Origin of the sequence: Sphingomonas dokdonensis, from assembly GCF_002197685.1 — a bacterium.
Classification (GTDB): domain Bacteria; phylum Pseudomonadota; class Alphaproteobacteria; order Sphingomonadales; family Sphingomonadaceae; genus Sphingomonas; species Sphingomonas dokdonensis.
In genome coordinates this window covers 689,780-716,228 of the sequence record NZ_NBBI01000001.1, presented here as the reverse complement: position 1 = coordinate 716,228, position 26,449 = coordinate 689,780, and the positions used below count along the sequence as shown (strand labels likewise).

The 26,449-nt window shown below is 65.1% G+C and carries 25 protein-coding genes and 3 tRNA genes; 16 read left to right on the top strand and 12 right to left on the bottom strand.

Annotation, left to right across the window (positions count from 1 at the left end):
* Nucleotides 1-12 precede the first annotated feature (12 nt).
* Nucleotides 13-1,053: an NAD(P)H-dependent flavin oxidoreductase gene (locus SPDO_RS03335; RefSeq protein ID WP_483881768.1), complete on the top strand. Its 1,041-nt coding sequence runs from the start codon at nucleotides 13-15 to the stop codon at nucleotides 1,051-1,053.
* Nucleotides 1,054-1,131: 78 nt separating this feature from the next.
* A complete protein-coding gene (locus tag SPDO_RS03330) occupies nucleotides 1,132-3,267 on the top strand; it encodes a histidine kinase dimerization/phosphoacceptor domain -containing protein (RefSeq protein WP_088365981.1) in 2,136 nt (711 codons plus the stop codon).
* 44 nt (nucleotides 3,268-3,311) lie between these two features.
* Here SPDO_RS03330 and SPDO_RS03325 read toward each other — a convergent pair whose 3' ends face one another.
* The 4 genes from SPDO_RS03325 to dksA all read right to left on the bottom strand — a co-directional run bounded on the left by SPDO_RS03325 (nucleotide 3,312) and on the right by dksA (nucleotide 4,934).
* A complete protein-coding gene (locus SPDO_RS03325) occupies nucleotides 3,312-3,830 on the bottom strand; it encodes a biliverdin-producing heme oxygenase (protein ID WP_143559570.1) in 519 nt (172 codons plus the stop codon).
* Between the two features lie 46 nt (nucleotides 3,831-3,876).
* Nucleotides 3,877-3,963, bottom strand: a tRNA-Leu gene (locus SPDO_RS03320).
* Nucleotides 3,964-4,035: 72 nt separating this feature from the next.
* Nucleotides 4,036-4,410 (bottom strand): PilZ domain-containing protein, encoded by a 375-nt coding sequence (locus tag SPDO_RS03315; protein WP_088365979.1) that lies wholly within the window; start codon nucleotides 4,408-4,410, stop codon nucleotides 4,036-4,038.
* Between the two features lie 62 nt (nucleotides 4,411-4,472).
* A complete protein-coding gene (gene dksA / locus SPDO_RS03310; protein WP_088365978.1) occupies nucleotides 4,473-4,934 on the bottom strand; it encodes an RNA polymerase-binding protein DksA in 462 nt (153 codons plus the stop codon).
* Nucleotides 4,935-5,280: 346 nt separating this feature from the next.
* Between dksA and SPDO_RS03305 the strand changes: the two genes are divergently transcribed.
* Nucleotides 5,281-6,090, top strand: a complete 810-nt coding sequence (locus SPDO_RS03305; protein ID WP_245829041.1) for a hypothetical protein — start codon at nucleotides 5,281-5,283, stop codon at nucleotides 6,088-6,090.
* Between the two features lie 60 nt (nucleotides 6,091-6,150).
* Here SPDO_RS03305 and SPDO_RS03300 read toward each other — a convergent pair whose 3' ends face one another.
* Nucleotides 6,151-6,660: a host attachment family protein gene (locus SPDO_RS03300; RefSeq protein WP_088365976.1), complete on the bottom strand. Its 510-nt coding sequence runs from the start codon at nucleotides 6,658-6,660 to the stop codon at nucleotides 6,151-6,153.
* A gap of 95 nt (nucleotides 6,661-6,755) precedes the next feature.
* On the opposite strand from SPDO_RS03300, the gene serS reads away from it, so the two are divergent.
* From serS to tyrS, 3 genes are all read left to right on the top strand, one after another.
* On the top strand, nucleotides 6,756-8,033 hold the full coding sequence (serS, locus tag SPDO_RS03295; RefSeq protein WP_088365975.1) for a serine--tRNA ligase: 1,278 nt from the start codon (nucleotides 6,756-6,758) through the stop codon (nucleotides 8,031-8,033).
* Between the two features lie 21 nt (nucleotides 8,034-8,054).
* Complete coding sequence (locus tag SPDO_RS03290; RefSeq protein ID WP_088365974.1) at nucleotides 8,055-9,116, top strand: M23 family metallopeptidase; 1,062 nt, start codon at nucleotides 8,055-8,057, stop codon at nucleotides 9,114-9,116.
* 134 nt (nucleotides 9,117-9,250) lie between these two features.
* Nucleotides 9,251-10,477 carry a tyrosine--tRNA ligase gene (gene tyrS, locus SPDO_RS03285; protein WP_088365973.1) on the top strand — a complete coding sequence of 409 codons (1,227 nt, stop codon included), beginning with the start codon at nucleotides 9,251-9,253 and terminating at the stop codon, nucleotides 10,475-10,477.
* Nucleotides 10,478-10,525: 48 nt separating this feature from the next.
* Here tyrS and SPDO_RS03280 read toward each other — a convergent pair whose 3' ends face one another.
* Nucleotides 10,526-10,888 carry a hypothetical protein gene (locus SPDO_RS03280; protein ID WP_143559569.1) on the bottom strand — a complete coding sequence of 121 codons (363 nt, stop codon included), beginning with the start codon at nucleotides 10,886-10,888 and terminating at the stop codon, nucleotides 10,526-10,528.
* Nucleotides 10,889-10,895: 7 nt separating this feature from the next.
* On the opposite strand from SPDO_RS03280, the gene SPDO_RS03275 reads away from it, so the two are divergent.
* From SPDO_RS03275 to SPDO_RS03230, 10 genes are all read left to right on the top strand, one after another.
* Complete coding sequence (locus SPDO_RS03275; protein WP_088365971.1) at nucleotides 10,896-11,591, top strand: endonuclease/exonuclease/phosphatase family protein; 696 nt, start codon at nucleotides 10,896-10,898, stop codon at nucleotides 11,589-11,591.
* Nucleotides 11,588-13,873: a patatin-like protein gene (locus tag SPDO_RS03270; protein WP_088365970.1), complete on the top strand. Its 2,286-nt coding sequence runs from the start codon at nucleotides 11,588-11,590 to the stop codon at nucleotides 13,871-13,873. The genes SPDO_RS03275 and SPDO_RS03270 overlap by 4 nt, the downstream gene beginning before the upstream one ends.
* A 57-nt stretch (nucleotides 13,874-13,930) precedes the next feature.
* Nucleotides 13,931-14,263 carry a hypothetical protein gene (locus SPDO_RS03265; RefSeq protein ID WP_088365969.1) on the top strand — a complete coding sequence of 111 codons (333 nt, stop codon included), beginning with the start codon at nucleotides 13,931-13,933 and terminating at the stop codon, nucleotides 14,261-14,263.
* 11 nt (nucleotides 14,264-14,274) lie between these two features.
* Complete coding sequence (gene pyrF / locus SPDO_RS03260; RefSeq protein WP_088365968.1) at nucleotides 14,275-14,949, top strand: orotidine-5'-phosphate decarboxylase; 675 nt, start codon at nucleotides 14,275-14,277, stop codon at nucleotides 14,947-14,949.
* Nucleotides 14,950-15,033: 84 nt separating this feature from the next.
* Nucleotides 15,034-15,669, top strand: a complete 636-nt coding sequence (locus tag SPDO_RS03255) for a phosphoribosylanthranilate isomerase (protein ID WP_088365967.1) — start codon at nucleotides 15,034-15,036, stop codon at nucleotides 15,667-15,669.
* A complete protein-coding gene (gene trpB / locus SPDO_RS03250) occupies nucleotides 15,666-16,895 on the top strand; it encodes a tryptophan synthase subunit beta (RefSeq protein ID WP_088365966.1) in 1,230 nt (409 codons plus the stop codon). Before SPDO_RS03255 ends, trpB begins: the two co-directional genes overlap by 4 nt.
* Nucleotides 16,892-17,683 (top strand): tryptophan synthase subunit alpha, encoded by a 792-nt coding sequence (gene trpA, locus SPDO_RS03245; RefSeq protein ID WP_088365965.1) that lies wholly within the window; start codon nucleotides 16,892-16,894, stop codon nucleotides 17,681-17,683. The genes trpB and trpA overlap by 4 nt, the downstream gene beginning before the upstream one ends.
* On the top strand, nucleotides 17,680-18,540 hold the full coding sequence (gene accD / locus SPDO_RS03240) for an acetyl-CoA carboxylase, carboxyltransferase subunit beta (RefSeq protein ID WP_088365964.1): 861 nt from the start codon (nucleotides 17,680-17,682) through the stop codon (nucleotides 18,538-18,540). The genes trpA and accD overlap by 4 nt, the downstream gene beginning before the upstream one ends.
* Nucleotides 18,541-18,639: 99 nt before the next feature.
* Entirely contained in the window at nucleotides 18,640-19,980 is a 1,341-nt protein-coding gene (locus tag SPDO_RS03235) for a bifunctional folylpolyglutamate synthase/dihydrofolate synthase (protein WP_088365963.1), read from the top strand.
* 63 nt (nucleotides 19,981-20,043) lie between these two features.
* Nucleotides 20,044-20,475, top strand: a complete 432-nt coding sequence (locus SPDO_RS03230) for a DUF6628 family protein (RefSeq protein WP_211279984.1) — start codon at nucleotides 20,044-20,046, stop codon at nucleotides 20,473-20,475.
* Here SPDO_RS03230 and SPDO_RS03225 read toward each other — a convergent pair.
* From SPDO_RS03225 to SPDO_RS03200, 6 genes are all read right to left on the bottom strand, one after another.
* A complete protein-coding gene (locus tag SPDO_RS03225) occupies nucleotides 20,465-22,126 on the bottom strand; it encodes an AmpG family muropeptide MFS transporter (protein WP_342746650.1) in 1,662 nt (553 codons plus the stop codon). The two genes, SPDO_RS03230 and SPDO_RS03225, sit on opposite strands and share 11 nt — an antisense overlap.
* Before the next feature lie 184 nt (nucleotides 22,127-22,310).
* Nucleotides 22,311-22,387: transfer RNA gene (locus SPDO_RS03220), tRNA-Asp, on the bottom strand.
* A gap of 54 nt (nucleotides 22,388-22,441) precedes the next feature.
* Nucleotides 22,442-22,518: transfer RNA gene (locus SPDO_RS03215), tRNA-Asp, on the bottom strand.
* Nucleotides 22,519-22,542: 24 nt separating this feature from the next.
* Nucleotides 22,543-23,784 carry an AI-2E family transporter gene (locus tag SPDO_RS03210; protein ID WP_425441913.1) on the bottom strand — a complete coding sequence of 414 codons (1,242 nt, stop codon included), beginning with the start codon at nucleotides 23,782-23,784 and terminating at the stop codon, nucleotides 22,543-22,545.
* 54 nt (nucleotides 23,785-23,838) lie between these two features.
* Nucleotides 23,839-24,498: a Crp/Fnr family transcriptional regulator gene (locus SPDO_RS03205; RefSeq protein WP_245829038.1), complete on the bottom strand. Its 660-nt coding sequence runs from the start codon at nucleotides 24,496-24,498 to the stop codon at nucleotides 23,839-23,841.
* Nucleotides 24,499-24,603: 105 nt separating this feature from the next.
* Nucleotides 24,604-26,298, bottom strand: a complete 1,695-nt coding sequence (locus SPDO_RS03200; RefSeq protein ID WP_088365960.1) for a class I adenylate-forming enzyme family protein — start codon at nucleotides 26,296-26,298, stop codon at nucleotides 24,604-24,606.
* Nucleotides 26,299-26,449 lie beyond the last annotated feature (151 nt).

Below are 26,449 nucleotides of genomic sequence, written 5' to 3'. Positions count from 1 at the left end.
TCGGCATAACATCTGTTACGGTACCCGCCGGACACCGGCGTGGATAGGGAGAGGGAAATGCTCAAGACGCGGTTCACCGAGGCGTTCGGGGTTGAATATCCGATCGCGCAGGGCGGCATGCAGTGGGTCGGCAAGGCGCATCTGGTCGCCGCCGTCGCCAACGCCGGCGCGCTCGGTTTCGTCACGGCACTGACGCAGCCGACCCCGGAGGATCTCGCAAAGGAGATCCAGCGCACGAAGGATCTCACCGACAAGCCGTTCGGCGTAAATCTGACGATCCTGCCGACGATCACTCCCCCGCCCTATGCCGAATATCGCCGCGCGATCATCGAAGGCGGGATCAAGGTGGTCGAAACCGCCGGCTACAAGCCGCAGGAGCATATCGACGATTTCAAGGCGCATGGGATCAAGGTGATCCACAAGTGCACCGCGGTGCGCCACGCCATGTCTGCGGAGCGGATGGGCGCCGACGCGATCTCGATCGATGGTTTCGAATGCGCCGGCCACCCGGGTGAGGACGACATCCCCGGCCTCATCCTCATCCCGGCCGCTGCGAACAAGATCAAGGTGCCGATGCTTGCCTCGGGAGGCTTCGGTGACGGCCGCGGCCTCGTTGCGGCACTGGCGCTCGGCGCGGACGGCATCAACATGGGCACCCGCTTCTGCGTCACGCAGGAAGCGCAGATCCCAGACAGCTTCAAGCAGCAGATGGTCGAGAACGACGAACGCGCCACCGACCTCATTTTCCGCACGATGCACAACACCGCGCGCGTGATGAAGAACAAGGTCAGCCAAGAAGTCGTCCAGATCGAGCGCAAGGGCGGCGCCGAGTTCAAGGACATCCAGCATCTCGTCGCCGGTGCGCGCGGCCGCGCTGCGATGGAAAACGGTGACACGCAGGACGGCATCTGGTCCGCCGGCATGGTGCAGGGGCTCATCAACGATGTTCCGACCGTAAAGGAACTGGTCGACCGCATCGTCGCCGAAGCCGAAGAGATCATCGAACAGCGCCTGCAATCGATGATCAGCCGCTACGCCGAGGCAGCCGAGTAAAGGCAACCTTAGATCAAATAGTTGCGCGGCTCGTTCTTCTGCGCCATGCCCCTCGTTTCGTTTGTATGAGTGAGGGCTATGGCGAGCCTTATTGAACGGGCCGCGCCCGATTTGACCGAATGTGATCGCGAGCCGATTCACGTACCCGGCGCGATCCAGCCGCACGGCTTGCTCCTCGTCGCCAATCACGAGACGCTTGCCGTGGAAGCCGGCGCAGGTGCGCTGGAGAGTGTTTTCGGTCCCGACTGGCTCGGCGCCTCGCTCCGCAAACTGCTGACTCCTGATATCGCCGACCGCCTGCAGTCGCCGCTCGCCGGTCCTGGCGGGGTGGTACGCTGCCCTGCCGTGACGCTGCGGGCGCAGAGCTACGACGTATCGCTTCACCGCACCGCCGAGCACGTGATCGTGGAACTGGAACCCGCTTCGGAACATCCGCTGCTGGCTGGCGAGATGCTCGGCTGGATGGATACGATCGCGGCGGGGTTCGAGCGGGCGCCCAATCTGCAAACGCTGTGTGCCCGCGCAGCCAATGCCTTCCAGACCCTTACCGGGTTCGGCCGCGTGATGGTGTATCGCTTTCTGGACGATGACGCCGGCCGGGTCGTCGGAGAAGCCAGCGATCCGTCGCTTGGCAGCTTCATGCACCATCATTTTCCGGCCGCCGACATTCCGCGGCAGGCGCGCGCGCTGTACGTCCGCAACAGGTCGCGCGTCATACCCGACGTGACCTACGAGCCTGCGCCGCTCCGTCCGGCGCACTTCCAGTCGCTGGACCTAAGCGACGTCTCGCTGCGCAGCGTGTCGCGTATTCACCTGCACTACCTGCGAAATATGGACGTGGGTGCCTCGGCATCGATCTCGATCGTCAAGGACGGCATCTTGTGGGGGCTGATCGCCTGTCACAACAAAGACGCCAAGACGATGGGATTGGACGCACGCCTCGCCGCCGTCGCGCTGGCGGGTGGGCTGGCGCGCCAGATCCGCGCGCGAGAGGAGGCGGAAAGCTATCGCGAGCGGCTGTTGTTGCGTGCCGCGGAAGATTCGCTGCTGCCGACACTTGACCAGCCACTCACCGTTGCTTTGGTCGCCGGACACGAAGACCTTTGCCGCATGATGGACAGTGACGGCGTGGCCGTCATTCATCCCGGTGGAGTAGATTGCTACGGCCGCTGCCCCGATCGGCACGTGATCTCCACCGTCGGCGACTGGCTTACCGATCACGGGCTGGTCGACACGTTCGTCACGCACCACCTCACCAGCCACTTCCCTGCCGCCGAAGCGTTTGCCGATAAGATCAGTGGCATCATGGCGCTGTCCGTGCCGGAGGAGCGCGCCATCCTGCTATGGTTCCGCGCCGAGCAGGTCGAGGAGATCGAATGGGCGGGCAATCCGCACAAGGGCGTGGATCATGATCCAACCGCCATACTGACACCGCGGACTTCGTTTGAAACGTGGCGCGAACTGGTTCGTGGCCGCTCCCGGCCGTGGTCGCTCGAGCAGACCGAATCGGCGCACCGGCTGCGCCGTGCACTGCGCCTTGCTTATGAAAGGCGTGAAAAGCAGCGGCTGTTTAAAGAGTTGGAGCGTGCGGTCGCGGAAAAGGACGCCGCTCTCGCCCAGAAGGACGTGCTGATGAAGGAGGTGGACCATCGCGTTCAAAACAGCCTCCAGCTGGTTTCCGCCTTTCTGTCGCTGCAAGCGCGCGAGGCCGGGCCGGGGCCCATCGCCGATCAGTTGATCGAGGCCCGATCGCGTCTGTCGTCGGTCGCACTGGTGCACCGCCGTCTGTACCGCGACGATCAGATCGAGACGATCGACCTTGCTCGCTACCTGGAAGAATTGATCGACGATCTGAAGGGCTCACTCGGCGAAGAATGGTCGTCCAAGATGACCGCCGATTTCACCCCTATGCTGATCCCAACCGACCGTGCGGTCAGCGTGGGACTGATCGCATCCGAACTGGTGATCAACGCCACCAAATACGCCTATGGCGGCGGGACGGGACCGATCGACGTGGTGCTTGAGCGTCACCGGAACCGTTTCCGCCTGATCGTCGCCGATCATGGTGGTGGAATTTCAGGTGAACGTCGCGGCTTCGGCAGCCGGATGATGCAGGCGGTGATGACCAGATTGGGTGGATCGCTGGATCATGCCGACAACAGCCCGGGCCTGCGCGCCATCATGACGGCGCCAATCGAGGATCAGCCACGCTGATTTTCGGCCGGCAAGGCCAACGATGCGGGATCCGGCGCGCGCCGTCAGGTGGTCAGCGGCTCGTCGGCCGCTGACCGGTACAATGAAAACACGTCCAGCGCGCCGGCCACCATCTGCTCCTGCCAATCAGGATCATGGCCGTCGGCAGCTTGCTCGATGGCAAGGCGGATCGACCGCCACTCGCCCGATAGATGAACGGCCGACAGGTAGCTGACGGGCAGGCCGGACGCTACGCGCTTGGAAAGAAACCCGCCGCCCAGGCGCGACCCTTCGACTACATAGAGTGCACCCCATTGCCGCGGCCCCGCCTCGCTATCGGTCTTCACCGACAGGTCCACCGTTTCGCCGAGCGCGTGAAGGTCCGCCGCCAGCAATGGCGTGCGACGTCGCAGCGTCGGCCACACGGCCGCTGCCATCGCCTCTGCATCGGGCAGTGCGCGCGCATGCGCCTGAAGAAAGCGCAGATAGTCAGCTCGGTTGGTCAGATCGTTCATACCGAAAGCCGCATCGACCGCTTCGTGCGAAGACGTGGTGCGAGCGCGGAGCAGAGCGATAGCTGACATGAGCACCGTTGATCGCCGATCAGGCTGACGGCGCTGAGTTACAGGCTGGTACGGGTGGTCGGACTCGAACCGACAATCTGTTGCCAGAGGCGGATTTTGAGTCCGCTGCGTCTACCAATTCCGCCACACCCGCGTGTTGGGAAGCGCGCCTTTGCACAATGCGCGTCTGCCCGTCCAGCCCGGTAAAGCGACGCAGGCTGTTTTCTTACCTACTGCCGGGGAACCGCATCGGCCGGGGACCACCCTCGCCCGCCTTGCCGGCACCAACCGGCTTGCGCGCCAGCTGCGGGTCGATCGGCCGATCAAACGCGATGCCCGCCCGTCCTTCGGTTTGCCAGGCAACGCGCCCGACCAGCCAGCCAAGCCCGCGCAGTTCGATCTGTACCGTCGAATCTGGCGCGACTGGCTCCGGCAATTCCGCCATCAGGCCACCGCTCGATAGGTTCCGAACGCGCACGGACGTCTCGGCGTCAGAACCCGGAAGCTTGATTCGCGCGAGCAGGAAGAGGCTGTCACGGCCGCGGCCATCGCCGCCCGCTACCCCGGTATTCGAGAAAACGTCGTCGGCGGCGGAGTCCATGCGCGTCAAAATACATCCCAAGTCTTGCCAAATTGCGAATGACCCGACCGGGCGTGCCCGGCCTAATCCTCGCGCGAAACCTTTTCGTTACGCTCGTGACGCTCCTGCGCCTCCACCGTCATCGTGGCGATCGGTCGTGCTTCCAGCCGTCCGAGGCTGATCGGCTCGCCGGTCACTTCGCAGTAACCGTATTCGCCTTCCTCGATGCGGCGTAGCGCCGCCTCGATCTTGCCGATCAGCTTGCGCTGGCGATCTCGCGTGCGCAGTTCGATCGACCAGTCCGTTTCGCTAGACGCACGATCGTTAAGGTCAGCTTCCCGCAACGAATCAATTTGCAGCTGAGACAACGTGCCAAGCGACTCCCGCAGAATAGCGTCTTTCCAAGACAACAGCTTGGTCCGGAAATACACCTGCTGCCTGGGGTTCATGAACGGCTCGTCCGAATGCGGACGATAGCCGTCGTCGTTTGCTGCCCCAGGACCTTCTGGACTTATTTCATCCACGTGATTGTAAGCCGTTGCCATCAACACGTCTCCCCGCCCGCGTCAGGGTGTCGTTGCACCCCCAGGGCCCCGCGGCGGGCCTATAAACGCCGACCGGGAAACTCACAAGCATTCGCGAACGTAGATATTTACCTAAAGAACCTGGCCTTGCGCGGTCGTGAACGGAATCGGCAATTCGACATGTCCCGGCATGGTACGTTAAGTTAGAAATTCGGCAGACTCAGCCTGCGGATATCCCAAAAAAGCACGCTACAAGGCGTATGAGAGTTGAGTTTAAGTGTTTGTTCTGCACGTTGGCGGCAAGCAGACGCTGAACGAACACACGGAGCGGCACCTCGTGCGGCTCAGAAAATGAAAGAGTGACATCATGTCGGTGCGGATGGCTTTGGCGAAACTCTGCGCGTGCACTGTGGGAGGTGCCGTGATCGGTGGGGGAGCGGTGCACGTTGCCGAGACCCAGAAACCGCGCAGTTCCTTTACCAAGATGGCAAAGGTCGCACCCAAGAAGCGGTATGTGAAGCGCGCACCCGTGCGCCGTACCAAGGTGCGCCGTGTCGTCGCGGCCGCACCCGCGGCCTGCGCACCAACGGTTGTGACGGTGGCGACCCAGGCGGCGCCGGTGCCGGTGCCATTGCCGGCGGCGCCCTCCTTTGCCGCTGGCGGCGGAAGCGTCGCCCCGGTGGTCACGGGTGGCTGGGGCGGCGGCTTCGGCGGCGGCGGGTTCTTTGCAGGAGGATTCTTCGGCGGTTCGGGTGGCAGCGGCTCGAGCGGGATCGTGATCTCCTCCACGTCCAGCTCCAGTTCGAGCAGCTCGTCATCCAGCAGCGGCGGCAACGTCGATGTCGACATCGACAACCAGAACAACAACAACAATCAGAACAATAACGAGAACACCAACAACAACAGCAACCACCAGGAACAAAACCAAAACCAGGATCAAAACCAGGAGCAGCATCAGAGCTCCTCTTCCTACGGCTCATCCTCGAAGGGCTGGAGCTCGAATGGCGGACATTGGTCATCGAGCGGTCATTGGTCGTCGAACGGCGGGCACCACGGCAATAGCAGCGGCAATCCGTCGCCGGTGCCGGCGCCGCCGATGATGATCCTGTTCGGTGCGGCTGCCGCCGGGCTGGTCGCTCGGCGCCGGTTTGCGAAAAAGGCGGCCGAAGCCGCCTGACACCCGTTCATCACGAGCGACTTGGCCGCGTCCGTCATCGACGGGCGCGGCCTTTTCGTATCAGGCGTTCAGCAGCGCCTGTTCGATGTCCGGGATCGGATGGCCGGTCAGGTCCTTTGACAATTCGCCGGTCAGCCGATCGCTCACTTCCTTGTGGTAATGCTTGCGCAGCTCGCCCAGCGTCTTGGGCGGCGCAACCACGATCAGCGACTCATAATCGTTAGATAGCGCGCGCTTCTTCAGGAGCTCGGCCGCATCGGCCGCGAACCGGTCTTCCTCCAACTGGTGGAAGTCAGTCTCGCCAAGCGATCCGCGCGATGCTGCGAACTGCGCCCCGCCGCCCAGCGCGTGATTCGACCCGCCCTGCGCCGCCGGCGGCGCACCCACGCCGGACTGCGTGGAGGAGGCGGCACCCGCACGATCGGTCTTCTGCTCGTGGTCCGCGGGATTGGGGCGTTCCTCGGCATGTTCCACCGTCAGGTTCGGGTGCACCTCGTCGCCTTCGTTGCGCAGGAACAGCAGCTTGCGGCCATCCGCAACCAGAACGACGGATTTATGGGGCACGTGCATAAGGGCTTCTCCTGTAAATGGCCTGTCCCGTGTTGAACGCGCCGTCACCCGCACGGGTTGCCTGAAGGGAGCGCCCCCGGCATAGCGCCCGCGCCATGCTCGACATTCGCCTGATCCGTGACGATCCCGCCGCCTTCGACGCCGCCATGGCGCGCCGCGGCAACCCCGCCGACGCCGCCACCATCCTCGACCTCGATCGTCGCCGGCGCGAGATCGTGACCGAGCTTCAGGTCGGCCAGGCGCGCCGCAACGAAGCGTCAAAGGCGATCGGCGCGGCCAAGGCGAAGAAGGATGAGGGTACCGCCGCCGCGCTGATGGCGAAAGTCGCCACGCTGAAGCAGCGGCTGCCCGAGCTGGAAGCGGATGAGGCTCGGCTCGGCGGAGAACTTGACACGCTGCTCGCCAGCCTGCCCAACCTGCCGCTCGCCGACGTGCCCGATGGCACGGACGAGGACGACAACCAGCTAATCCACGAGCGCGGTACCCGTCCGTCGTTCGGCTTTGCGATCCGCGAGCATGACGCGATCGGCCCCGCACTCGGCCTCGATTTTGAAACCGGAGCGCTGCTGTCCGGCGCGCGCTTTACGCTGGTCCGCGCGCATATGGCGAAGCTTGCCCGTGCGCTCGGCCAGTTTGGGCTGGACGTCCTCACCCGCGACCACGGCTATGAGGAAGTGATCCCGCCGCTGCTGGTCCGCGACGAGACGATGTTCGGCACGGGGCAACTCCCCAAATTCGCCGAGGACCTGTTCCGCACTACCGACGGCCGCTGGCTGATCCCGACCAGCGAGGTCAGCCTCACCAACATCGTGCGCGAGCGGATCCTCGCCGCAACCGATTTGCCGCTTCGCTTCACCGCCCTCACCCCCTGCTTCCGCTCCGAAGCGGGCGCCGCCGGCCGCGATACGCGCGGCTTCATCCGTCAGCATCAGTTCGACAAGGCCGAGATGGTGTCGATCGTCGAGCCCGATCAGTCGGAGGCCGAGCACGAGCGGATGACCGCGATCGCGGAGGACGTGCTGAACCGGCTGGAACTGCCGTTCCGCCGTATGAAGCTGTGCACCGGCGACATGGGCTTTTCCGCCGCCCGCACCTACGACATCGAAGTGTGGCTGCCCGGGCAGGATCGCTACCGCGAGGTGTCGTCCTGCTCCACCTGCACGGATTTTCAGGCCCGCCGCATGAATGCCCGCTTCCGCCCGGAGGGGGAGAAGGCGACGCGCTTCGTGCACACGCTCAACGGCTCGGGTCTGGTGGTGGGTCGCACGATCGTCGCGATCCTCGAAAACTATCAGCAGGAGGACGGGTCCGTCGCGGTGCCTACGGTTCTTCAGCCGTATCTCGGCGGACTGAACCGGCTGGAGCCGCGTTAACCAAGCGGCTATCGTACGGGCATGCGGATCAGGATCACCACGGCCTTGCCGCTGGCCTTCGGGCTGGCGGCGTGCATCCCCTCGGTCGATCGTCCGCGCATGCCCGACGCGCCCCCGCCCACCAGCCACACGCCCCCGCCGAACGATCGCCCCGGCACGCCGGACGAGGTAACGCAGCTTCCCGCCCCCCGCCCGGCGTGGGAGGCGCGCCCGGTCGCCGCCGACGCGCAGGACGTGGCCGAGCAGAGCTACGTTGTCCGATCCGGCGATTCGCTGCGCCGCATCGCCGACCGTACCGGCGCCGGGTCTGAGGCCATCGCACGCGCCAACGGCCTCGCCCCGCCCTTCACCATCTACGCCGGCCAGCGGCTGCGCATTCCCGGCGGCCGCTACCATCAGGTCCGGTCGGGCGAGACCGGCATCGCCATCGCGCGCGCCTATGGCGTGCAATGGTCGCGCATCGTCGCCGCCAACGATCTGGTCGAGCCGTATATCCTGCGCACCGGACAGCGCGTGCTGATCCCCGGCGACACGCAAAGCACCAGCTATGCCGAGCGCGCCGCCGCCTTCCGCCTCGACATTGACGACATCATCACCGGCGGCGAACCGGCGCTGGCGGTGAACCAGGCCCCGGCAAAGGCTGTCGCCACCCCGCGCCGTGTGCTGCCCACCACCGCCGTGGTGGAGCCGCCGAAGGTCGCGCCCGGCCGCTTCGTCTGGCCCGTCGACGGCCAGATCGTCAGCCGCTTCGGCGCGGGTGCCAGCGGGGAACGCAACAATGGCGTGAAGATCGCGGTGCCGATCGATACGCCGATCAAGGCGACTGCCGACGGCACCGTCGCCTATGTCGGCGACGGCATCGCCGCGCTCGGCGGCTTAGTCATCGTGCGCCATGGCGAAAACTGGACCAGCGTCTACGGCCATGCCTCCAAGCTGCTGGTGCAGCGCGGCCAGGCGGTGAAGAAGGGTCAGACGATCGCGCTATCCGGCGACACCGGCTTCGCCGACCGCCCCGAACTCCATTTCGAACTGCGCAAGGGCCGCGCCCCCGTCGACCCCACAACAGAGCTGCCGCGCCGCTGATATGCTCCCTGGCACGGGGAGGGGATCAGCGAAGCTGGTGGAGCGGCGCGTCCGCAAACGATGCGCTCGCGGTTTCCACCAGACGCAGCCAGCGCTTGCGACGGCCGCCACGGAAAGGCATGTGCCCCCGCATCATGACCGATCATCAGTCCGACCTGCTCCGCGTCCTTTCCACCCGGGGCTACATCCACCAGACGACCGACGCCGCCGCGCTCGATGCGCTCGCGACGAAGCAGGTGGTGCCGGGCTATATCGGCTTTGATCCCACCGCCCCTTCGCTCCACGTCGGCAGCCTGGTGCAGATCATGCTCCTGCGCCGCCTGCAGCAGACCGGGCACAAGCCGATCGTCCTGATGGGCGGCGGCACCGGCAAGATCGGCGACCCGTCGTTCAAGGAGGAATCGCGCCAGCTTCTCACCACTGATCGGATCGCGGACAACGTCGCCTCGATCCGCCGCATCTTCGAACGATTCCTGACTTTCGGCGACGGGCCGTCCGATGCGGTGATGGTCGACAATGCCGACTGGCTCGACAAGCTCGAGTACATCCCGTTCCTACGTGAGGTCGGCCAGCATTTCTCGGTCAACCGGATGCTGTCGTTCGATTCGGTGAAGCTCAGGCTCGACCGCGAGCAATCTTTGAGCTTCCTCGAATTCAACTATATGATTCTCCAGGCGTACGACTTCCGTGAGCTGGCGCAGCGCCATGGATGCCGCCTCCAGATGGGCGGCAGCGATCAATGGGGGAATATCGTCAACGGCATCGAACTCGCGCGCCGCATGGACGGCACCGAAGTGTTCGGCGTCACCACCCCGCTGCTGACCACCGCCGACGGGCAAAAGATGGGCAAGACGGTCTCCGGCGCCGTTTGGCTGCACGAGGATCAGCTGCCGCACTTCGATTACTGGCAGTTCTGGCGCAACACCGACGACCGTGACGTCGGCCGCTTCCTGCGCCTGTTCACCGACTTGCCGCTGGACGAGATAGCCCGGCTGGAAGCACTCGAAGGAGCCGAGATCAACGAGGCGAAAAAGATTCTCGCCAATGAAGCGACCGCCATGTGCCGCGGCCGCGATGCGGCGGACCAGGCCGCCGAAACCGCGCGCCGCACCTTTGAGGAAGGCGCCAGCGGCGACGCCCTCCCCACCTTCGCCGCTTCGGGCGAGGTCCCGCTGGTCGACGTCCTAGTCGGCCTGGGCTTCTGCGCGTCGAAGGGCGAAGCGCGGCGCCTCATCAAGCAGGGCGGCGCCCGCGTTGCTGGCGAGAAGGTGTCGGACGAGGCGGCGACCGTCGCGATCGCAGGCGAGCCGATCCGCATCTCCGCCGGCAAGAAGAATCACGGTTTGCTAATGGCAGAGTAAGCGTCGTTTCCGCGGCTGTTGGCCGTAGCGCCGCCCGGTGGCTGCAGCCTATTTCGTGCGCCGCTTCGGCTTCGCCGGGCGCAGCCGCAGTTCCTCTTCGGCAAGGAAGCGGATGACGAGCTTGCGGATGAATGACCAGCGCCGTCGCTCGAACGAGCCGAGCCGGACGCGGTCCACCCTGTTGTCGACATAGCCGATCGGGTCGTCGATCTGCTCTCCAACTACACGGCGAGCGCGGATCTTCGCTTCGGTACGCCAGCCGGGCTGGGCACCGGAAAAATAATCAAACGCCATCTCGTGCGGCGGTAGCCAATCGCGAAGTAATTTACCACGCAGGAAAAATCCGTTCCGGAGCGCTGAGCCGCACCGTGCGTCAGCAGCGGCAACCAGCAGGCCAACGGAGCGTTTCAATCCCGCAATGATTCGAGTGGCAAGCTATAATATGCACAAGGGCGTCGGGAGTGACCGGCGCCGCAATCCCGAACGTATTCTGGAAGTGCTGCGCGAAGTGGATGCCGACGTGATCGCCCTGCAGGAGGCGGATCGGCGCTTCGGCGAGCGTGCGGCGGTGATCCCACCGCATCTCCTAGAAGAACATAGCGCGTGGAAGTCGGTGAACTTCGGCATGCGGGCCTTGTCGATGGGCTGGCATGGCAATGCCCTGCTGGTGCGCAAGGACAGCCAAATCGTCGATTGCGAGCCGATCCACCTGCCCGCACTGGAGCCGCGCGGCGCGGTGTTGGCGGACGTGCGGATCGGGAGCACCATCCTGCGCATCATCGGTGTCCATCTCGACCTGTCGGGGCTATGGCGCCGACGCCAGGCGGCGGCGATCCTCGCACACATCGGGGCGAGTACCCATGCCAGGCCAACCGTCATCATGGGCGACTTGAACGAATGGACTCGGGCGGCCGGGTGCCTGCGCGATTTCGGGCGGGACTTCTGCTGCGCCGAGACGGGGCCGAGTTTCCATGCGCGCCGGCCGATCGGACGTTTAGACCGAATCATGGTGTCGAGTGACCTCACCGTCGTTGAATGCGGCGTTCACCAGAGCGCCGCCGCGCGAAAGGCAAGCGATCACCTCCCCATCTGGGCCAACGTCCAACCGGCATGATCCGCGACGCCGAACTGCGCCTTGCCCTGGTCTGCTATGGCGGGATCAGCCTGGCCGTCTACATGCACGGCATCACCAAAGAAATCTGGCACATTGCGCGCGCCAGCCGTGCCAGTCAGGATGGCGAGCCGCTGACAGGGAGCGCCGCTGTATACAGCGCGCTGATCGACGAGATCGCGCAGGAAACCGGCGTGCGCCTGCGGGTCTTGCCCGACATCATCGCGGGCGCGAGCGCCGGCGGCATTAATGGCATCTTCCTTGCGCAGGCGCTCAGCGCGGGGCAGTCGCTCGATCCACTCACCGACTTGTGGCTTGAAAAGGCCGATGTGGAGGCTCTGATTGCGCCGACATCGGCTCCAGCATCGCGTTTTTCCAAGGCATGGGCGCTGCCGCTGGCGTGGATGGCGGCAGGGCGGAGCGCGGACAAGCTGGAGGGCCTGGACGACGACACCCGCGACGAGGTGCAGGCAAAACTTTCGCATTTCGTTCGATCGCGCTGGTTCGAGCCGCCGTTTGATGGCGCGGGCTTCACCACGATGCTGCTAGATGCCTTTGATGCCATGGCGGCGGCACCACGCGGGCCACGGCTGCTGCCGACCGGGCAGCCGCTCGACCTGTTCGTGACGGTCACCGACTTTACCGGTCATCCCGAGCGGCTGAAGCTGCACTCACCCGCCGAGGTCGTCGAGACTGAGCATCGACTGATCCTGTCGTTCAGCGATCACGGCATGGAGCGCGAGACTTTAGCCGCCTCGCCGGAACTTGCCTTTGCCGCACGCGCTACATCGAGCTTTCCTGGTGCCTTCCCTCCGTTCAACATCACCGAACTGGACGAGGTGCTCGACGCGCGGGAGGCAAAGTGGCCAAGTCGCGGTGCTTTCGTGCAGCGGATCTTGCCTCACCAGGCGGCGGCCAACGCAGTCGAGAAGGCTAATCTGATCGACGGATCGGTGCTGGCGAATGCGCCATTTCGGCCGGCGATCGAGGCACTCGATGGACGGCCCGCTCGCCGACAAGTCGATCGCCGTTTCGTGTACATCGATCCCGCACCGGGAATGAAATTCCGCCTTACGAACAACGGCGATACGAAACCCGGATTCTTCCAGACGATCCTAGGCGCCGTCAGCGAACTGCCGCGCAAGCAGCCGATCCGCGACAATATCGAGGCGCTCGGCGCGCGGTCGCGGCGGATAGCGCAGATGCGCTCGATCACCGACGCGATGCGGCCGGCGATCGAGGCCGAGGTGGAGGCCCTGTTTGGCCGCACCTTTTTCCTCGACCGTCCCACTGCCTCACGTCTCGCCGCATGGCGCCGCCGCTCGCAAACGGCCGCGGCGGAGAAATCCGGCTTCAGCTACGCGCCATACGCTCATCTGAAAATCGCCGGAGTAGTCGAAACCATTGCCGAGTTGCTCCACGCAGCAGGCGGCGAGCCGGGACCGCAGCGCTGGACGAAGATCCGCGACCGCATCGAGGCGGCATTGTTGGCACGGGGCTATGACGAGGCAAAGCCGTCGGACGTCTCCAGCGCCGCCTCGATCGATTTCCTCCGCACCTTCGACATCGGATTTCGCACACGCCGGCTTCGCCTGTTGGCACGCCGCCTGGTGGAACTGGAAGGAGAGTTGGACGAGGCTGCCTTGCTACCCATTCGACAGGCGATCTACGATTCCTTGGCCGACTATCTCGAGCGAAAGCGGCCCGAACAGCACAAGCATCTGCGCGCCAAGGTGCGCTCGCTGCGGGGCGACGCATCCGACCTGCTCGACGAATTGAGCCAATCGCTCGCCCTCACCCGGGTGGATGCCGAAACCGACGAGCGGATGGCAGAGGCACTCGCCGCTTTGCCACGAGCGCCGCGCCGCACGCTGTTGCTCCATTACCTTGGCTTCCCCTATGTCGATCTTGCGACGTTGCCGCTGTTGCAAGGCGCCGGCATCGACGAATTCGACCCGGTAAAGATCGACCGGATCGCGCCCGATGATTGCACGGCGATCCGCCCCGGCGGCGCGGAAGCGACGTTGAAGGGCATACAATTCAGCAATTTCGGCGCGTTCTTCAGCCGTGCCTATCGCGAAAACGATTATCTGTGGGGCCGCTTGCACGGGGCAGAGCGCATGATCGATATTGTCGTATCAGCGCTGCCTGGCGAGCCGCGGCTCGGGCCGGGCGTGGTGGCGGCGGCCAAGCGCCGCGCCTTCTGCGCCATCCTGGACGAGGAGGAGCCGAGGCTGAAAACGGCCGCGGGGCTTATCGCGGCGTTGCGAACGGAGGTCGGCTGAGGCTGGCCAAAAGCTGCCGAGCGTAATAGCGTCCGCGGCCATGCCGGAGCCTCGTTCATGCAGTTCCTGAAGATTCTATTCTGGGCGCTTCTCGCGTTTGCGGCGGCGCTGTTCACCTTTGGCAATTGGAAATGGGTGCCGATTGCGCTGTTCGGCAATCTCGTGGCCGAAGTGAACCTGCCGGTGCTGTTGCTGGTCACCTTCCTGGTCGGCTTCCTGCCGACGCTGCTGTACCAACGCGCGCTCCGCTGGCGACTGCGCCAGCGCCTGTTCGCTGCCGAGCGCACCATCGCGGATCTGCGAGCGATCGAACAGCCGCCGGTCGCCCCGCCCGCCGCTGCAATGCCAGCACAGCACAACACGCCGTCTTTGCCGGCCGTAAGCTCCTGAGGGCACCTGACATGTCCAACCGTATCTTCGTCGCGCTCGACACGCCCGATCTGGACCGGGCGAAGGCGATGGCCGCCCGCGTGCGCCACCATGTGGGCGGTCTGAAATTAGGGCTGGAGTTCTTTGTCGCCAATGGCGCATTGGGCGTGCGCGAACTGAGCCATAGCGGCTTGCCGATCTTTCTCGATCTGAAGCTGCACGACATTCCCAATACGGTCGCTAAGGCTATCCAGGCACTCGGCGACCTGGCGCCCGCCATTCTCACCGTCCATGCGTCCGGCGGGCAGGCGATGCTGGAGGATGCCAAGGCTGCCGCGCCTGCGACCACCAAGGTGGTGGCGGTGACCATGCTCACGAGCCTGGATGATCAGGATCTGGCGGCCACCGGCGTTCAAGGCCGTGCGCACGATCATGTGCTCCGGTTGACCGAACTCGCCAAACAGTCCGGCGTCGATGGCATCGTCTGCTCGGGCGAAGAGGTCGAAGCGGCGCACCGCGTTTGGCCAAGCGGGTTCTTCGTCGTTCCCGGCGTTAGGCCTGCCGCTGGCGTAGTGGGTGACCAGAAACGGGTTGTTACGGCCCGTCAGGCGCTGGATCGCGGCGCCTCGATCCTGGTGATCGGACGCCCGATCACGCAGGCGGAAGATCCCGACGCGGCCGCCCGCGCGATCGCCGCAACGCTCTGAGCCGCCGATCATGATAGAAGGCTTTACGCGTGTGCGCGGGCTAGCCATTGCGCCGTCGGCGCTATCGCATGGCCGGACGCTACAATGACGACCGCAAAGATTTGTGGAATCAGCACCGCAGAGAGCATGCACGCCGTGATCGCGGGCGCCGCATCGCACGTCGGGCTGGTCTTCTTCCCGCCATCGCCGCGCCATCTCTCCTTCGACGCTGCGATGGCGTTGGCCGCACGCACGCCGGATCATGTGCGGCGCGTTGGGGTTTTCGTAAATCCTGAAGATGGCCTGTTGGAGCAAGCAGTAGCAGCCGGCAAGCTCCATGCCGTGCAATTGCATCAAACGCCGCCCGCGCGTGCCGCGCATATTCGCCAGCGCTTCGCACGCGAGACGTGGGCAGCGATCGCCGTTCGGTCGCGCAGCGATCTCGACGGCGTGCGCGAGTATGTCGGCGCAGCCGACCGAATTCTTTTTGATGCCAAGACGCCGCCTGGCGCAGCGCTGCCCGGCGGAATGGGGGTTCGCTTCGACTGGTCGCTGCTCGACGGCTTTCGTCACCCGATCCCTTGGGCGCTTTCCGGTGGGCTGGATGCCGCAAACGTCGGCGAAGCGGTGCGCCGCACCGGCGCGACGTTGGTTGACACCTCATCGGGGGTAGAAAGCGCACCGGGCGTCAAGAGCGTGGACAAGATCGCCGCCTTCCTGCAAGCGGTGGCCGCATCATGAACGCTCCGAATTCCTTCCGGGCTCAGCCCGACGACCGCGGCCATTTCGGTGATTACGGCGGGCGCTATGTCGCCGAAACGCTGATGCCGCTGATCCTTGAACTGGAACGCGAATATCGCGCGGCGAAGAACGATCCGGCGTTCCGCGCCCAGTTCGACGATCTGCTCGAACATTATGTCGGCCGCCCCTCCCCGCTCTATTACGCCGAGCGGCTGACCGACGCGCTGCGCGAGAACGCGCCCGACGGCATGGGCGCGGAAATCTGGTTCAAGCGTGATGAGCTGAACCATACCGGCGCACACAAGATCAACAATTGCATCGGCCAGATCCTGCTCGCGATCCGCATGGGCAAGACGCGGATCATCGCCGAGACCGGCGCCGGCCAGCATGGCGTGGCGACCGCCACGGTGTGCGCCCGCTTTGGCCTGCCCTGCGTCATCTATATGGGCGCCAAGGACGTCGAGCGCCAGCAGCCAAACGTCTTTCGTATGAAGCTGTTAGGGGCTGAAGTTCGCGCGGTTACGTCGGGTGCGAACACGCTCAAGGATGCAATGAACGAGGCGCTGCGCGATTGGGTCGCCAATGTGCACGACACCTTCTACATCATCGGCACGGCTGCCGGCCCACACCCCTACCCCGAGCTTGTTCGCGATTTCCAAAGCGTGATCGGCCGCGAGGCACGCGAGCAGATGATGCGTCGCACCGGGCGCCTGCCAGATCTGCTGGTGGCGGCGATCGGCGGCGGATCGAACGCCATCGGGCTGTTCCACCCCTTCCTCGACGATGCCGACGTGCAGATGCTGGGTGTCGAGGCGGCGGGCGAAGGCTTGGAAAAGAAGCATGCCGCCAGCCTGGCCGGCGGATTTCCTGGCGTGCTCCACGGCAACAAGACCTATCTGCTGCAGGATGACGACGGACAGATTGCCGAAGCGCACTCGATCTCTGCCGGGCTGGATTATCCCGGTATCGGACCCGAGCACGCCTGGCTGAAGGATATAGGTCGCGTCGACTATACGTCGGTCACCGATGACGAGGCGCTCGACGCCTTCCAGTTGCTCTGCCGCACAGAAGGCATCATTCCTGCGCTTGAGCCGTCGCACGCCATCGCGGCTGTCACCCGCCGGGCGCGTGAGATGCGCCGCGATCAAGTGATCCTCGCCAACCTATGCGGCCGCGGCGACAAGGACATCTTCACCGTCGCTCATGCGCTCGGGGTAGCGATATGAGCCGGCTTGCCGACACATTTGCCAAGGAGCATCCGGCGCTCGTCTGCTTCGTCACGGCAGGTGATGGCGATACCGCGGCTGTGCTCGACGCTCTGGTCGACGGTGGCGCGGACGTGATCGAATTGGGTATGCCCTTTACCGATCCGATGGCGGACGGCCCCGCTATCCAGGCGGCCAACATCCGCAGTTTGGCAGCGGGCACAACAACGGCCGACATCTTGTTGATTGCCCGTGATTTTCGTTCTCGCCATCCCGATTTACCCTTGGTTCTCATGGGCTACGCCAACCCGATGCTCCGCCGCGGCGCGGCCTGGTTCGCCGCAGCCGTGCGCGATGCTGGCGCCGACGGGGTAATCTGCGTCGACGTGCCGCCGGAAGAGGATGATGCACTCGGTCCAGCCCTTCGTGGAGCCGGCATCGACCTTATCCGGCTGGCGACGCCAACTACCAATGCCGCGCGCCTCGCCGATGTGTTGAACGGAGCGTCTGGCTTCATCTACTATGTGTCGGTGGCCGGCATCACCGGCCTACAGCAGGCAGCACAGGGGTCGATCGACGAAGCGGTGGCGCGGCTGAAGGCAGCAACGGAGCTGCCAATCGTTGTCGGCTTCGGCGTGCGCACCCCCGACCAAGCGGGTGCGATCGCGCGCGTATCGGATGGCGTGGTAGTCGGGTCGGCGATCGTCGAGCTCGTGGAGCGTCACGGCACCGATGCGCCAGCGCAGGTGCGCACCTATGTTCAAAGCTTGGCGGCCGCCGTCCGCGCCGCTCGGAAGGAAATCGCATGAGCTGGTTGTCCAGCGTTCGCAACGCTCTGTCGTTCGTTGTTCCCGCGACGAAGGAGACCCCCGACAATCTCTGGCACAAGTGCAAGGGATGCGGGACGATGGTCTTCACCAAGGAGTGGGAAGAAAATCTGTCGGTTTGCCCCACATGCGATCACCACGGGCGCATCGGACCAGCAACACGGTTCGCCCAACTGCTTGACGAGGGCAGCGCCACGGTGCTCGCGCCGCCGAGCGCACCGGAAGACCCGCTGAAGTTTCGCGATTCGAAGCGCTATTCCGATCGACTGAAGGCGGCGCGCACCGAGACGGGCGAGCAGGACGCCTTCATCAACGCACGCGGCACGATCAAGGGCCAGCGCGTGGTGATCGGTGTGCAAGACTTTGCTTTCATGGGTGGATCCATGGGGCAGGCCGTGGGCGAAGCCTTCATCCAGGGCGTCGAGACCGCCATAGCCGATCGGGCGCCGTTCATCGTCTTCACCGCCAGCGGCGGCGCGCGCATGCAGGAGGGCATTCTCAGCCTGATGCAGATGCCGCGCAGCACGGTGGCGATCCAAATGCTGCACGACGCGGGCCTCCCCTATATCGTGGTGCTCACCGATCCGACATCGGGCGGCGTGATGGCAGCCTATGCCATGCTGGGCGATATCCACATTGCCGAGCCGCGTGCCACCCTCGCCTTCACCGGGCGCCGCGTGATCGAGAATACGATCCGCGAGAAGCTGCCCGACGATTTCCAGACCAGCGAATATTATCTCGAGCACGGCCTGATCGACATGGTGGTGCACCGCAAGGATCTGCGCGATCAACTGGCGACGGTGATCGGCTATCTTTGCGCGAATCGTAAGGCAGCCTGAGGCGGCCTGCCCGCTTCGCCGCCGGCAACCGGATGAGTTGAACAAGGCGGTGGCTGAGCAAAGCCACTGTTTGTCAGTGCGTTGAGAGCCAAAGCGCCCATGCCAGATCATGCGGTTTCGACAGATCCTGCGGTGCAAGCGCAACTGGCGCGGCTGTGGGCGCTCTCGCCTGGCGCCGATGTGCTCGGGCTTGGCCGGATCACCGCGCTTCTGGCGCGGCTAGGCGACCCGCAGCTTCGCCTACCCCCGGTGTTCCATGTCGCCGGCACGAACGGCAAGGGCTCTACCTGCGCCTTTTTGCGTGCCATGCTGGAGGCATCGGGCAAGCGCGTTCATGTCTATTCCAGCCCGCATCTTGTTCGATTCAATGAACGAATCCGTGTTGCAGGTACGCTGATCGACGACCGTGCTCTGGCCGCGCTGCTTGAAGAAGTCCTGGATATCGGCGGCGACATCGGCGCGAGCTTCTTCGAGGTAACCACCGCAGCCGCATTCCTCGCCTTCTCGCGCACGCCGGCCGACGCTTGCGTGATCGAGGTCGGGCTTGGCGGGCGGCTCGACGCCACCAATGTCGTCCTTCCACTTGCTTGTGGGATTGCTGGCTTAGGCATTGACCATGAAGCGTTTTTGCTAACGCCGGAAGACGGCACGCCGACTGACTCTATGGCACGGATCGCGTTTGAAAAGGCGGGCATCGCCAAGCCTGGCACGCCGCTGGTGACCCTCTCCTACCCCGACGCCGTGACCACTGCCATCCGCGCCGTTGCTGAGGAAAAGCATGCCACGATGCTGCAGGCGGGAGTCGACTGGTCTGTTCGTCGTGTAGACGACGGCATGCGCTACGTGGATGCCGGGGGAGAGTTGGTTCTCCCGCTGCCGGCGCTGGCAGGCGACCATCAGGTTGGAAATGCCGGGCTGGCCGTGGCCTTGCTCCGGCACCAATCGGCCTTGAACGTGATACCGGCGGCCTTTTCGGCAGGCATTTGCGGCGCATCCTGGCCAGCACGGATGCAGCGCCTGCGTTCCGGTCCACTGACAGACCGGTTGGGCCATCAGCCGCCGGGCGGTGTCTGGCTCGACGGAGCGCACAACGAGTCGGCGGCAGCGGCCATCGCGCAGGCCTGGCCGCGTGATGCGGACACCGCTGTGATTATCGGCGTACTGGCGAACAAGGATGCCCGATCGATTCTCCGGCACCTTGTCGGCATGGCAGCGACGGTGCGGGTCATCACGGTGCCCGTTCCTGGCCATGCGCATCATGATCCTGCCGCTCTCGCCCGGATCGCGCGCGAGAGCGGCGCGGTGGACGCGAGCGCGGCGCTCAATGTCGAGGACGCGATGACGGCGCTTGCCGCAATTCGTCCGCAGCGCATTTTGATCGCCGGCTCGCTGTATCTGACAGGCGAAGTGCTCGCCAAAAACGACGAGATCCCGAACTGAGCGAAACTGCGATTGACTTGCAATAGCGGATTGGGGAGACTTGACGGGAAAGGAGTCTCTCCCATGACGATGTCTGCTCCCGCGACGCTGGCGTTGCTGCCTCACCCTCTGCCAGGCTGCCCAAACGCTCGAATAGCGCTGTTCGCGATGCGGCGGATCGGCGCGCATGGCCTGAACGATGCACGGGCGGCACATGCCGTCTTCACCGCCTTTGGGGAAAGCTTCCGGCGTCCGCTCATGCTGCTACGCGGGCTGATGGTGGATCTTGCGACCGCCGCAAGCGGCACGATCGCGATCGCGCCATGCTGTTACAACCGCATGACCCATGCCGAGTCGGCCTTGCTCACCATTCTCGCACGGGTCGAAGCACAGCCCGACTCGGCGCGGCTGCTGATGGCGGACCTGCTCGGCATTCGCGCGGTCGATGGCGTGCTGGCGAGCGCAGCAGCGGTCACCATGGCATTTGCCGACGAAGGCCGGCCGCTTACGGCTTAGGCGCCTCGACCGGCGCCGCTGTCAGTGGATCGACCGACGAAGCAGGCGCCGGGGCTCGCGCCGCGCCGCGCCACCATTCGATCACCACCAGCGCGACGGCCACCAGCCCCAACAGCGCGGTAAAGTGGAACACGGGCGCATAGCCGATCCGTTCGATCGCCTCGCCCATCGCCGCGCGCCCCAGCGCACCGACGAGAAAGGTCAGCGAGGACAGCAACGCATATTGCACCGCCGAATATTGCCGCGACGCGATCGAGGAAATGTAGCCGACGAACGCCGCGCCAGCCAGGCCGCCGGCGATATTCTCGCCCGAGATCGCGATCATCAGGCGCACCATGCGCGCGTCCACGCCGAGATCGTACAGCCCGAACACGCCCGCAAATGCATCGATCCCCGCACCGCCGGTGGCGAGATCGGCATACAGCAGGTTGGAGGCAGCGGCGGTGATGGCGCCCGCCAGCATGGTCGGCATCCGCCCCAGCGTCGAAAACATCAGCCCGCCCAGCGCAACACCGGCAATGGTCATCAGCACGCCGAACAGCTTGGAAGCGAACGCCACCTCGTCGTTCGAATAGCCAAGAAAATCGAGATAGAAAGGAAAGGCAAAGGGCGCCCAGATCGAATCGCAGATGCGGTAGACCAGGATCAACGCCACGACGACGATCGCGCCCCAGCGCAGCCGATCGACCAGCTCCGCGAGTGGGAGCACCAGCGCACGATAGCAATGGTCGAGCATGCGTTGACCCGGCTGCGGCTGCGGCTCGCGAACACGGTTCGTCCAGGCGGCCACCAGCGCCGGCAGAACCACGGTCATGATGACGATCCACGGTCCCCACGTCTTGGTGAAATCGCCAGCCGATGGCGCCTTGGCGCCGGGCGCCGGCGGGCTGAGCGCCTCGACCATGAAGCTGCCGAGACCCAGGATCGCGGCGCCCCAGCCAAGGCCGACGATCACCAGCGCCAGCGTGCGGCGGCGCGGATCGGGCGCGGCGTGATCCCCCAGCGGGCGGGCGCGATCCTCCGCCAGCTCGGCCGCCTCCGGCGCCGCCAGCGTTGCGGCGACCAGCACCAGCATCGCGACGCCCATGCCCATATACACGATGGGCCAGCCGGTGCGCGCCGCGATGACCAGCGCCAGCGCGCCGCCGGTCAGCGCCGCAAAACGATTGCCGAGTTGATAGATGGCAGACAGCAACTCCACCGTGGCGACATCATCGGCGATCTCGATGCGCCAGGCGTCGAGCACGACGTCCTGCGTCGCCGAGAGAAAGGCCGCGATGACGGCGAGGCCGGCAAAGGTGCCGATCGCGGTGATCGGATCGGTCAGCGCCAGCAGCCACAACAGAACGGCCAGCGACACCTGGCACAGAACGAGCCATGATCGGCGCCGCCCCAGCCGGGCGAGCAACGGCGGTCGCGCGCGGTCCACCAGCGGCGACCAGAGGAATTTGAAGGCGTAGGCGAGGCCGATCCATGACAGGACGCCGATCGTCGCCAAACTGACCTGCAACTCGCCGAGCCAGGCGTTCAGCGTGCCGATCAGGAGAACGAACGGCAGCCCGGACGAAAACCCAAGGGCGAGCATGACGGCCGTCTTTCGGCTGCCCATCGCCGCCTTGAACAGCGCCCACCCCTTTACGCTTTGCGACACGCAGAACTCCCCCATCGACGCAGCGTCGGTGCCGCATCGAACGATCGTGACTAGCCGGAAATCGGCCGGACGTAAGCCCCCGCTCGTCGCGGCTCAGCACCTGCCCGTCATGACAGCGAGACGCGGCTTTGGCCGACAAACGGCTGCGATCTGATGTGATGTGAGGATAAGCCATCCGATCGGATGGCGCGAGTGACGGGGCTCGAACCCGCGACCTCCGGCGTGACAGGCCGGCGCTCTAACCAACTGAGCTACACCCGCCCGGACCAGCCGTAGCGGTGCTCCACATCTGACATCCACCACCCCGTTCAGGGATGGCGCGAGTGACGGGGCTCGAACCCGCGACCTCCGGCGTGACAGGCCGGCGCTCTAACCAACTGAGCTACACCCGCTTGGATCAGCGTGGAGGCGCGCCACTATGCCACCGGCGCGGGGCTGTCAACGACATCGTCCTCGCTTTTCGCAAATTCCGGCGATCGGCGCACGGGCTGGCGCACCAGCGTCCCGTGCTCGAACAGGAAACCGGCAATGTCGGGCTTGCCCGCACCCTTGATTACCGTCTGGATGATGATCAGCAGCGGCACCGCGAGCAGCGCCCCTACCGTTCCCCAGACCCAGCCCCAGAAGCTTAGCGAGATGAGGATGAGCACCGGGCTGATGGTAAGGCGATGGCCGACGATCAGCGGCGTCACGACGTTCGCCTCGACGAGGTGCAGGCCATACATGATCGCGGGCGCCGCCAGCGCGGTTGCCACATCGTTGAACGTCATCAGGCCGCCAAGCGCCACCAGCAACGCGGCGATCACCGGCCCGAAGTATGGGATGTAGTTGAACAAAGCGACGATGCCGCCCCACATCAGCGGAAAGGGCATGCCGAGCAGATAAAGCGCGCCAGCGGTAACCAGCCCGAGCACGATGTTGATTGCCGTGATCGTGCCCAGGTAGCTGGATACGTCATCCACGACGGCCTGGATCACCCGCGCCGTCGCCATGGCGCCGCCAAAGCTTTCGCGGCTGGTGATCATTCCCGTCCGGGTACGCGTCCACGCCGTCAGGAAGAAGAAGGTGACGAGGATCGCGTAAAGCACCTGGATGATCACGCCGGGCGCGGACGTGGCGGCGAGTTCCAGAATCGAGCTCGGCGGCGCGACGGCGGCGCTGGGGGATTGGCGGACGGGCGCCGCCGCCAGGCGCTGCAACGTGCGATTGGCGTAGCGTTCGAGGTTGGAATACAGATCGAGCAGCGGCTCCAGATTGTCCTGAATGCGCTCAATCCGCGTCGGCAACAGCCGGAAGAAGTCGATCGCCGGCACCACGATCGCGGCCAGCGCGACATTCGCCGCGACCAGGAACAGGATGACGCAAAGCAGCGAGGCGATGGCTGGCGGCAGCCGCCGCGATTCGAGCCATTCGAGCAGCGGGATCAGCGCGATGCTCACCACGAGCGCGACCGTGGTCGGGACAAAGAACTCCGCACCCGCCTTAAGCGCGAATGGCACGCCGATGATCAGCCCCATGCCGGCGGTCAGGGTGAGTGCGGCGAGCAGCCGATCGCGGCGCAAGGCGATGCGCGGGTCTTCGGCCGGCGGGTCCGGCTCGATGCCGCCGCCGGCGCTTACCACGGGAGCAGGGTTAAGCTCCGGCGAGAGCTCAGCCACGGAAAGGATGACCGCGGAACGGCCAAGCAGCCGATACGGCAGGCATGCCGATGATCATTCCTGCCACGGCCCGTCCTCAAGATAGAGATAGTCGGATTTGAACTCTCCCAGCCGAGCGAGTCGGTCAAGGTCGAGGATCTGCAGCTTGCCGCGCCCGACGATCGCCAGCCCGTCCTCGCGCAAGCGGCGAAGCACGCGGTTTACGTGCACGCTGGTCAATCCGGCTACCTCGCCGAGATCCTGCTGAGTCAGCGGCAGGTCGCACCCGCCATCGGCAACCTGGCCGACCGCCCGCATGCGATAATAGGTCTCGCACATGAAATGCGCGAGGCGCCCCGCCGCATCCAGCCGGCCGATACGGAAGATCCATTCGCGGTGCTGGGCAGCGTCGAGCATGGTGCTGAACCACAGCAATTGGCCAAGATGTGGCCATTTCGCCATCAGCGTCTCGAGCCGATCGTGACGAACATAAGCGAGCGTTGCGCTGGTGATCGTCGCGATGTCGTGATCGATGTAGCGCGTGGGGAAGCTGTGCAGGTCGATGAAATCACCGGCGACATGGTAGGACAGGATCTGTCGATAGCCGTCGCGCGCATCCATGTACCGACAGGCGAACCCATCGATAATAAGCGTGCTACGGTTCAGCCGATCGCCGCGCGACGCGAGCGCCGTGCGCGGCGGCACGGTCTCCACTGCCTCCACGGCATCCTCCAACGCGTGAATCTCCTCTGCCGACAATTCCCGCCTGCGCCGGCCGCGGAGAAAATCCTTCGTTCGCATGTGACTTCACAAGACCCCTCGTTCCGCCACTGTAACGCTTCAGGCGGCGGCGCGATCCTCGAACAGCTCCTTCAAATCGCGCTTCAGGATTTTGCCGTTGGCGTTGCGCGGCAGCATTTCGTCGCAGAAGCGGATCGCGACCGGCACCTTGAAGGCGGCCAGCCGATCGCGGACCCATGCCTGAAGCTCCGCCTCGCTTGCCGTCGTGCCCGGCGCGAGGTGAACAATGGCGGCCGGCTCCTCGCCCAGCGTGCGATGCGGAATGCCGATCAGCGCGCAATCAGTGACGGCAGGGTGATCGTAGAGGACGTTCTCGACCTCGCTCGAATAGATGTTCTCGCCGCCGCGGATCACCATGTCCTTGGCGCGATCGACGATGAAACAGAAACCCTCTTCGTCGAGCCGCGCGAGATCGCCGGTGCGCACCCAACCGTCGACAAAGGTGGTGGCGGTCGCTTCGGGCTTGTTCCAATAACCCTTCACGATCATCGGCCCGCGCGCCCACAGCTCGCCCACCTCACCCGGCGGCAGTTCGCGCCCGTCGCCGTCGGTCACCTTCAGATCGGCGACCGCGACGGCGGGGCCGCAGCTTTCGGGGCGGTGGAGGTAATCCTCGCCCGAGTGCGTGGTGACGGTGGCAGTGGTCTCCGTCATGCCCCAGCCGTTGCCGGGCGCGGACTTCAGCTCGGCGGCGATCTTGCGCACCAGCTCGGGCGCGGACGGCGCACCGCCGTAGCCGATCGTTTCAAGGCTGGAGAGGTCGTAGCGGTGCCGATCCGGGTGCTCGAGCAGCTGCCAGGCGATGGTCGGCACGCCGCCGGTGGAGTTCACCTTTTCGCGCTCGATGATCTCCATCGCGCGAACGGCCTCGAACTTGCGCATGTAGATAATGGTGTGGCCTGCCGCCATCGCGCCCATCAGGCCGGAGGACAGCGCGGTCGCATGGAACAGCGGGATCACCGTCAACGCGACCTTCTGGCTCGGCTCGGGCAGCGGATCGCCGCGGCGGAGGATCGACCGCGACATGGCATAGCCGGTCGACAGGATGTTGGTCATGAAATTGCGATGCGTGCCAAGCGCGCCCTTCGGCTTGCCGGTCGTGCCGCTGGTGTAGAGGATCGTGGCCTCGTCCTCGGGCTCGAGCGCGGCATCGGGCAGCGCGCCGGCGGGCAGGTGCGCCCAGTCCTGCGGGATGCCGATCACCTCTTCCAACCGCTCCGCGCCTTCCAGCGGGGCGGCGGCGCGGCTGACGAGCACGCGGCGGAGACCCGGCAGTTGCGCGCGGAGCGGGGCGATCCGCTCCCACCGCTCGTCATCGGCAATCAGCACGGTGGCGCCGGAGTCCTCCAGGCCGTATGCCAGCTCGTCGCCCGTCCACCACGCGTTGAGCGGCACCGCGACGGCGCCGGACACGGTGATGGCGAAAAAGGCGACGATCCATTCCGGCAGGTTGCGCATCGCCAGCGCCACGCGGTCGCCCTTTTTCACCCCGCCCGCGGCGAGATCGGCCGCAAGTGCCGCGATCGCGCGGAACTGCGCATCGTAGCTGACCCGCTCATCCTCGTAGATCGTTGCCAGCCGCTCGCCATGCGTCTGCGACAGCGCAACGAGCGCGGCCATGTGCGGCGGCGCATTCTTCCACACGCGCGTCGGCACGCCGCGGATCGTTACCGTTTCCATCTCGAACTTCGCGCCCGGCGCGGTCAGCACCGCTTCGGCTTCCTTCACCGACATGGCGGGCCAGGATGCAGGTTGAGGTTGCGTCGCCACGTCAGATTCTCCCACGCGTAAAATTCACTCGCTTGCCGCGTCACGTTAGGATTGATTCCGCGCCCGCTCAAGCGATAGGAAGAGGCGCAATTAGAAGCCGGGGTATGGAGGGGCC

Excerpts from the sequence above, each read along its gene's own strand:
- SPDO_RS03330 (WP_088365981.1), top strand. The coding sequence starts at position 1,132 with ATGGCGAGCCTTATTGAACGGGCCGCGCCCGATTTGACCGAATGTGAT.
- SPDO_RS03325 (WP_143559570.1), bottom strand. The coding sequence starts at position 3,830 with ATGTCAGCTATCGCTCTGCTCCGCGCTCGCACCACGTCTTCGCACGAA.
- SPDO_RS03315 (WP_088365979.1), bottom strand. The coding sequence starts at position 4,410 with ATGGACTCCGCCGCCGACGACGTTTTCTCGAATACCGGGGTAGCGGGC.
- dksA (WP_088365978.1), bottom strand. The coding sequence starts at position 4,934 with ATGGCAACGGCTTACAATCACGTGGATGAAATAAGTCCAGAAGGTCCT.
- SPDO_RS03305 (WP_245829041.1), top strand. The coding sequence starts at position 5,281 with ATGTCGGTGCGGATGGCTTTGGCGAAACTCTGCGCGTGCACTGTGGGA.
- SPDO_RS03300 (WP_088365976.1), bottom strand. The coding sequence starts at position 6,660 with ATGCACGTGCCCCATAAATCCGTCGTTCTGGTTGCGGATGGCCGCAAG.
- serS (WP_088365975.1), top strand. The coding sequence starts at position 6,756 with ATGCTCGACATTCGCCTGATCCGTGACGATCCCGCCGCCTTCGACGCC.
- SPDO_RS03290 (WP_088365974.1), top strand. The coding sequence starts at position 8,055 with ATGCGGATCAGGATCACCACGGCCTTGCCGCTGGCCTTCGGGCTGGCG.
- tyrS (WP_088365973.1), top strand. The coding sequence starts at position 9,251 with ATGACCGATCATCAGTCCGACCTGCTCCGCGTCCTTTCCACCCGGGGC.
- SPDO_RS03275 (WP_088365971.1), top strand. The coding sequence starts at position 10,896 with ATGATTCGAGTGGCAAGCTATAATATGCACAAGGGCGTCGGGAGTGAC.
- SPDO_RS03270 (WP_088365970.1), top strand. The coding sequence starts at position 11,588 with ATGATCCGCGACGCCGAACTGCGCCTTGCCCTGGTCTGCTATGGCGGG.
- SPDO_RS03265 (WP_088365969.1), top strand. The coding sequence starts at position 13,931 with ATGCAGTTCCTGAAGATTCTATTCTGGGCGCTTCTCGCGTTTGCGGCG.
- pyrF (WP_088365968.1), top strand. The coding sequence starts at position 14,275 with ATGTCCAACCGTATCTTCGTCGCGCTCGACACGCCCGATCTGGACCGG.
- SPDO_RS03255 (WP_088365967.1), top strand. The coding sequence starts at position 15,034 with ATGACGACCGCAAAGATTTGTGGAATCAGCACCGCAGAGAGCATGCAC.
- trpB (WP_088365966.1), top strand. The coding sequence starts at position 15,666 with ATGAACGCTCCGAATTCCTTCCGGGCTCAGCCCGACGACCGCGGCCAT.
- trpA (WP_088365965.1), top strand. The coding sequence starts at position 16,892 with ATGAGCCGGCTTGCCGACACATTTGCCAAGGAGCATCCGGCGCTCGTC.
- accD (WP_088365964.1), top strand. The coding sequence starts at position 17,680 with ATGAGCTGGTTGTCCAGCGTTCGCAACGCTCTGTCGTTCGTTGTTCCC.
- SPDO_RS03235 (WP_088365963.1), top strand. The coding sequence starts at position 18,640 with ATGCCAGATCATGCGGTTTCGACAGATCCTGCGGTGCAAGCGCAACTG.
- SPDO_RS03230 (WP_211279984.1), top strand. The coding sequence starts at position 20,044 with ATGACGATGTCTGCTCCCGCGACGCTGGCGTTGCTGCCTCACCCTCTG.
- SPDO_RS03200 (WP_088365960.1), bottom strand. The coding sequence starts at position 26,298 with ATGTCGGTGAAGGAAGCCGAAGCGGTGCTGACCGCGCCGGGCGCGAAG.